Source organism: Nonomuraea sp. NPDC049400 (genome assembly GCF_044466425.1).
Taxonomy (GTDB): domain Bacteria; phylum Actinomycetota; class Actinomycetes; order Streptosporangiales; family Streptosporangiaceae; genus Nonomuraea.
In genome coordinates this window covers 61,669-68,139 of record NZ_JBITMP010000060.1, presented here as the reverse complement: position 1 = coordinate 68,139, position 6,471 = coordinate 61,669, and the positions used below count along the sequence as shown (strand labels likewise).

Sequence of the window (6,471 nt, the reverse complement as noted above, 5' to 3'; positions counted from 1 at the left end):
GGACTCGAAGTCCAGGACGCACAAGTGCTCACCTGCCGGACGGCTACCAACCACCGAGTCTGCCGCAAGGCGACTCGCTAACACTGATTAGGACGCCCGCCCAGCGCAGGTTGTGCCTTCTCCTCATCTGGCCGCTCACTCGCTCGCGCCGGTGAGCTGGTAGGCCTTGAGGTTCCTGACCAGCAGGTAGGTGTTCTGCAGGCCGGAGCTGTTGATGCTGCGGTAGATGCCCCACTTGGGCCGCAGGTACTCGTCGTCGCCGCGCCACAGGTCGGTGTTGTCCAATCGCTTGTCGACGAGCGTGGTGGAGCCGTCCTTGAGCGTCCAGCGCAGGTAGCCGCTGTCGGACGCCTTGAACTCGAACGTGGTGTCCACCCACTTGCCCTGGATCGGCTCCAGGTTCGTGTTGCCGACCTCGTGGGTCTGCTCGGACTCGTCCCAGTACCGTACGTTGATCTTGGGGGTGCCGCCGGAGACCGGCAGCGACATCGTGTAGAGGGGCGCGCCGGAGCCGGGCGTCTTCATCTGCGCGATGTGCGAGAAGCTGCTGGTGGCATCCAGCGAGGCCGGGATGTACATCTGGTAGCTGATCCGCCAGGTCTGGTTCTCGAGGATCTTGAGGTACGAGCTGCCGCCGGTCCGCATGCCCTTGACCTCGTTGCGCTGGCGGTCGTCGCCGTCGCGGTCGCGGGTGTGCATGTCGAAGCGGTACGCGTCGCCGGAGACGTAGATGTGCGTCACGCCGGGATGGGAGTCGGCGCGGTCGTCCTCGATGCCCTCGAACGCCTCGGCGACCGTGTCGCTCGCCGGGTTCGGGCTCCAGCGCAGCGTCCACGCGGCCGCGGCGGCGGGAGTGGCGGCGGGCAGGGCGGCGGCGGTGAGCGCCAGGGCGGCTAAGACGCCGGTGGTTCGCTTGTTCATGAGAGCTCTCTCCTCAGGTGGAGGGTGAACCCGCCGTTGGGGGGGACGGCGAGGTCGAGCTTGCCCCCGGCGGAGACGGTGACCGTCTCGGCGAGGATGCGCTCGCCTGGGGCGTCCCGGTAGATCTCGGCCGCCCACTCCCCCTGGTCGAGGAAGTCGAGCGGCACGGTGAGGGTGCGGGCCTCGCCCGACACGCCCGCGCCGACGTACCACTCGCCGCCGTTCCTCCTGGCCAGCAGGATGTGGTCGGCGGGGTCGCCGGACAGCAGCCGCGTCTCGTCCCATGCGGTGGGGACTTTCGACAGCAGCCGCAGGGCCTCCGGACGGGCCTCGTAGGCCTCGATGCCGTCGGCGAAGTGCTGGACGCCGGACTCGAAGATCACCGACAGCGCGAGCTCGAACCCGGCCGAGATCGTGCGCACGCCGGTGAACGTGCACGGCGTGAAGTCCATCGGGCCCTGCACGTTGCGGGTGAAGGCCAGCGACAGGTAGTGGGCAGGCTGGTAGAGCGGCTGCTTGCCGGGCTTCGGCTTGAGCCACTCAGCGCCCTTGACGGCTTCGGCGGTCATGAACTGCGGCCAGGTGCGCTCGGTGCCGCGCGGGATCGTGCCGCCGTGGAAGACCACCATGAGCTTCAGCCGGGCGGTGGCGGCCAGGATGGCGTCGAACCAGCGCATCCGGTCCTGGCCGTCGGACTCGGTGAAGTCGATCTTCACGCCGGCCGCGCCCCACTCCTTCCAGAGCGCGAGCTTCTCGCGGTGCTCCAGCTCGGTGTCCACGTGCTGCCAGTGCGACCAGAGCCAGACGCCGACGCCCTGCTCTGCGGCGTAGGAGATCAGCTCGGGCATCCACTCCTTGTTCCAGCCCGCGTCGGCCAGCACGTACGGCCAGCCGTTGCGCGCGGCGAAGTCGACCCAGCGCTTCTGGGCGGCCAGGTCGCGGGTGGAGGGGCCGTCGGACCACCACGACCAGGCGGCGGCCCCCGGCTTGATCCAGGAGGTGTCCTCGACCTGGGACGGCTCCGCGAGGCTGGTGACCAGGTCGCTCTCCACGATCGTGGCCAGGTCGCCGACGATCAGCGTGCGCCACGGGGTGGTCAGCGGGCTGGCCGCGGTGACGTACGGGTCGGGCAGGTCGAGGCGGAAGGTGTGGCCGTCGAAGCGCAGGCGGGAGCCGGCGTAGCCGTTGTCCAGGTTCGACTCGGTGATCTGCAGCCAGGAGCCGCCGACCTCGAAGAGCGAGGGGTAGCCGTACAGGATGGGCTCGGCGTCGGCGACGCTGCCGTGGCGGTGGATCTCCTCGTAGTCGCACCGGCCGTTCTCGTACGGCAACAGGACCGCGCGCGCCGCGCCCGGCACCACGTACTCCGAGACCTCCTCCACGACGGTGACCGGCCCCGTCCACGGCACCACGTACCGGTAGGCCACGCCGTGTCCGCCGACGCGGATCTGCAGGTCGAGCCGGTGCGCGCCCTTGGCGAACGACAGCGTCCACTCCCCGGCCTCGTAGCGGTGCTCGCGCCGCTTGCCGATCACCGTCCGATAGGTCTCCTCGATCCGCCGCTCGGACATCCCGGACAGGACGAGCCCCACGCTCAGGTCCTCGTGCGCGGTCCTGATCCCGAGCCTGGACGGCTCGACCACCACGCGCCCGGCGTGCCGTACCTCGAGCGTCAGCTCTCCCCCGGGGGAAAGGGCGAGCGCTGCCTCCAGGTCCTCGTCGCTGAGCGTCCAGTTCGGCACGATGTCCTCCAGAAGACAAGAGATAGGAGGAGTCGATCGCGCCTCACCATCCGCCCATACGCGTGGTGCGGCGGTCGCTCAAGGCGTCCAGATCTCCTCACAGTGCGCTAGAGCCTAGGTTGCAAGCGCTTTCAATTCAATTCTTGACGAAGTTAATTACCGGGTCTACGGTACGGCCATGCCTCACGGACTGTCACAAGATCAGCCCAACCGATCGTCGATACATCCGACCTCTGCCGCCCGGCTGGCCGAGTTCCGTGAGCAACGCCTCGGGTTGTTCATCCACTGGGGGCTCTACGCGCTCGCCGCCCGCCACGAATGGGTCAAGCAGCGCGAGCGCCTCACGGACGAGCAGTACCAGCCCTACTTCGACCACTTCGACCCCGACCTGTTCGACCCGGAGGCATGGGCGGAGGCGGCGGCAGGCGCGGGGATGCGCTACATGGTGCTGACCACCAAGCACCACGACGGCTTCTGCCTGTGGGACTCAGCCCACACCGACTACTCCGTCGCGAACACGCCGTACGGCAAGGACCTCGTCGGCCCGATCGTCGAGGCGTTCCGAGGGCGCGGCCTCGGGGTGGGCTTCTACCACTCGCTGATCGACTGGCACCACCCGCACTTCCCGATCGACGGCCTGCACCCGGCGTACGGCACTGTCCATGGTGACCGAAATATCAAGATTTATCAGTCCTATTTGCACAGCCAGGTCGAAGAGCTCCTTACCCGGTACGGCCGAATCGACACGATGTGGTTTGACTTCTCCTACTCCAAGCGGATCCGCAACGGCCGGCTCACCCCCGGCGGCAAGGGCGCGGCGGACTGGCGTTCGGAGGAGCTGGCCGCGATGGTCCGCAGGCTGCAGCCGGACATCCTGATCAACGACCGCCTGGAGATCCCCGGCGACTTCACCACGCCCGAGCAGTACCAGCCGGTGGCGCCGCCCGCGCAGGTGTGGGAGGCCTGCCAGACGCTCAACGGCAGCTGGGGCTACGACCGCGACAACCTCGACTACAAGCCGGTGGACCTGCTGGCGCGCATGCTGGTCGACACCGTGTCCAAGGACGGCAACCTGCTGCTCAACGTCGGACCGAACGGGCGCGGCGCGTTCGACCCGCGGGCGCTGGAGACGCTGCGCGGCATCGGGGAGTGGACGCGGCTGCACGGCCGCTCCATCTACGGCGCGGGCCCAAGCGCGTACGAGGCCCCGCCGGACTGCCGCTACACCCAGCGCGGCGACCGGCTCTACGTGCACCTGTTCGCCTGGCCGTACAAGCACCTGCACCTGCCGGGGCTGGCGGGGAAGGTGCGTTACGCGCAGCTGCTCAACGACGCCTCGGAGATCCGCACCCTGGTCCCCGACCCGGCCGTGGACAGCGGCCACACCCGTCTGGGCGCGTTGCCGCCCGGAACCCTGACCCTGCAGCTCCCGGTGCAGCGCCCGGACGTGGCGGTGCCGGTGATCGAGCTCTTCCTCTGAGAGGCCCCCCATGGAGATGAACCGTCGCCAGATGCTGGCCCTGGCGGTGGCGGCCGCGCCCGTGCTGTCCGCCTGCGCCGACACCAGGCAGCAGAAGCAGGCCGCGGCTCCGGTCAAGTCCGGCGCGCAGCTGATCGACCCGAACCGGCCGGGCAGCGACGCCTGGCCGTTCGAGGCGGCCGAGCAGCTCAACAACTCGCTGACGTGGCCGAAGACGAACGTGCCCGACCCGGCGTCCAAGGTCACGATCACGGTGGCGATGACCACGGACGCGGTCACCGAGGTGCGCAACGCCCAGTTCGACTTCTTCTTCAAGAAGCGCCACCCGAACATCGAGATCAAGCGCGAGTCGTCGCCCTTCGACCAGTTCCTGACGAAGTACATGACGCAGGCCGCCGGCGGCACGCTGCCCGACGTGCTCTACAACCACTACTCCTGGACGCAGAACCTCATCTCCAACCAGGTGCTGCATCCGATGGACGAGTTCATCGCCAAGACGCCCGACTTCGACATGGACGACATCCCGCAGAGCGGGCTCGGCTACTTCAAGCGCGACGGCAAGCTGTACGGGCTGCCCACCGACATGGCGCCCAAGCTGCTCTTCTACAACAAGGACCTGTTCGACAAGGCCGGCATCGACTACCCGGACCAGAGCTGGACGTTCGACAAGCTCTTCGAGACGGCCAGGAAGATGACCAGCGGGTCGGGCGCGGAGAAGATCTACGGCTTCTCCCCCATGCCGGTACCGGGCCCGGACCTCGGCGCCGTCTTCCTGATGCCGTTCGGCGGCCGGTTCCTGGACGCCGCCGAGTCCAAGGTGCTGATCAACGAGCCCAAGGCCAGGGAGGCCATGGGGCGCTGGCTGGACCTGCTGCTCAAGGACAAGGCGGTGCCGAGCCTGGCCGAGCTGCAGCTGCTGGAGAAGGTGGACCCGTTCAAGACCGGGCACGCGGCCATGCTGATCAACGGCGCCTGGCTGATGCTGGAGCTGTCCAAGCAGAAGGCGTTCACATGGGGCGCCACGCACGTGCCCAAGGGCCCCGCCGGGCGCTTCACCCCGGCCGTGGGCAGCGCGCTGGTGATGACGGCCGCGTCGAAGAACAAGGACGCCGCCTGGATCTACATGTACGAGTTCCTGTCGTCCTCCGGATACCAGTTCCGCCAGATCACCGCGCCCGCCCGGCAGTCCGCCTGGGACGCCAACGCCAAGGCCATCGGCATCCCCGAGGAGACGGCGAAACTGGTCAAGGAGGTCCTGGCCGACTATGCCTCCGACGACGGCGTGCTGCGGCTGCCGGCCAACAAGAAGGTCGTCGACACGGCCAAGCCCATCTGGGAGCGGGCGATGCTCGGCAAGATCAGCGTTGACGACGCGCTGAACGAGATCGCCGCCAAGGTCACGCCCGTGCTGGCCGAGAACAAGATCGCATGACCGTCATCAGCGCCCCCAGCCCGCTGGCGCGGCGCGAGGCGCGGCGGTTCCACCTGTTCGTCTCGCCGTGGCTGCTCGGGTTCGTGCTCTTCAGCGCGGGCCCGATCCTCGCCGCCATCGTGCTGAGCTTCATGGAGTGGAACATCCTGCAGCCGCCGAAGTGGGTGGGTTTCGCCAACTACGTGCGCATGGCCAACGACCCCGAGTTCTGGGAGTCGATCGGGAACACCATGCAGTACGGCCTCGGCTCGGTGGCGCTCGGCGTGACGTTCACGTTCCTGCTGGCGCTGCTGCTCAACCAGCCGCTGCGCTTCCAGGGCCTGTTCCGCACCGTGATGTACCTGCCCTCCGTGGTGTCGGGCCTGGCCACGGCGCTGCTGTGGCTGAACATCCTGCACCCCGACTACGGGCTGATCAACAAGGTGCTGGCGTCGGTGGGCATCCAGGGCCCCGGCTGGCTGGCCTCGCAGGAGTGGGCCGTCCCCGGGCTCGTGCTGATGAGCGTGTGGGGCGCGGGCAACACGATCGTCATCTACCTGGCGGGGCTGCAGGGCATCCCGAAGACGCTGTACGAGGCCGCCGAGATCGACGGGGCGGGCTGGTGGCGCCGGTTCTGGAGCGTGACCGTGCCGATGATGTCGCCGGTCATCTTCTTCAACGTGGTGACCGGGTTCATCGCCGCACTGCAGAGTTACGTGCTCATCCTGGTCATGACCGAGGGCGGTCCAGGCAACGCGACGATGGTGCTCGGGCTCTACATCTACCGGCACGCGTTCGTCTACTTCGACATGGGGTACGCGGCCACGCTGTCGTGGGCGATGTTCGTGCTGGTCATCGCCGTGACCGCGATCCAGTTCAGCCTGGCCAGGCGCTGGGTGCACTACGAGTTCAAGTGA

General features: G+C 68.1%; 5 protein-coding genes. 3 read left to right on the top strand and 2 right to left on the bottom strand.

Features of this window, described 5'->3' with window-relative positions; genetic code table 11:
• Nucleotides 1–135 precede the first annotated feature (135 nt).
• Complete coding sequence (locus tag ACIBVN_RS51430; RefSeq protein ID WP_397148670.1) at nt 136–921, bottom strand: hypothetical protein; 786 nt, start codon at nt 919–921, stop codon at nt 136–138.
• Entirely contained in the window at nt 918–2,663 is a 1,746-nt protein-coding gene (locus ACIBVN_RS51425) for a glycoside hydrolase family 97 catalytic domain-containing protein (protein WP_397148668.1), read from the bottom strand. The genes ACIBVN_RS51430 and ACIBVN_RS51425 overlap by 4 nt, the downstream gene beginning before the upstream one ends.
• Nucleotides 2,664–2,841: 178 nt before the next feature.
• Here ACIBVN_RS51425 and ACIBVN_RS51420 point away from each other — a divergent pair, with 178 nt between their 5' ends.
• From ACIBVN_RS51420 to ACIBVN_RS51410, 3 genes are read left to right on the top strand one after another with little or no spacing between them, the layout of a single operon-like run.
• Nucleotides 2,842–4,143 carry an alpha-L-fucosidase gene (locus ACIBVN_RS51420; protein ID WP_397148666.1) on the top strand — a complete coding sequence of 434 codons (1,302 nt, stop codon included), beginning with the start codon at nt 2,842–2,844 and terminating at the stop codon, nt 4,141–4,143.
• Nucleotides 4,144–4,153: 10 nt separating this feature from the next.
• Complete coding sequence (locus ACIBVN_RS51415; protein WP_397148664.1) at nt 4,154–5,575, top strand: ABC transporter substrate-binding protein; 1,422 nt, start codon at nt 4,154–4,156, stop codon at nt 5,573–5,575.
• Entirely contained in the window at nt 5,572–6,471 is a 900-nt protein-coding gene (locus ACIBVN_RS51410) for a carbohydrate ABC transporter permease (RefSeq protein WP_397148662.1), read from the top strand. The genes ACIBVN_RS51415 and ACIBVN_RS51410 overlap by 4 nt, the downstream gene beginning before the upstream one ends.

Excerpts from the sequence above, each read along its gene's own strand:
- ACIBVN_RS51430 (WP_397148670.1), bottom strand. The coding sequence starts at position 921 with ATGAACAAGCGAACCACCGGCGTCTTAGCCGCCCTGGCGCTCACCGCC.
- ACIBVN_RS51420 (WP_397148666.1), top strand. The coding sequence starts at position 2,842 with ATGCCTCACGGACTGTCACAAGATCAGCCCAACCGATCGTCGATACAT.
- ACIBVN_RS51415 (WP_397148664.1), top strand. The coding sequence starts at position 4,154 with ATGGAGATGAACCGTCGCCAGATGCTGGCCCTGGCGGTGGCGGCCGCG.
- ACIBVN_RS51410 (WP_397148662.1), top strand. The coding sequence starts at position 5,572 with ATGACCGTCATCAGCGCCCCCAGCCCGCTGGCGCGGCGCGAGGCGCGG.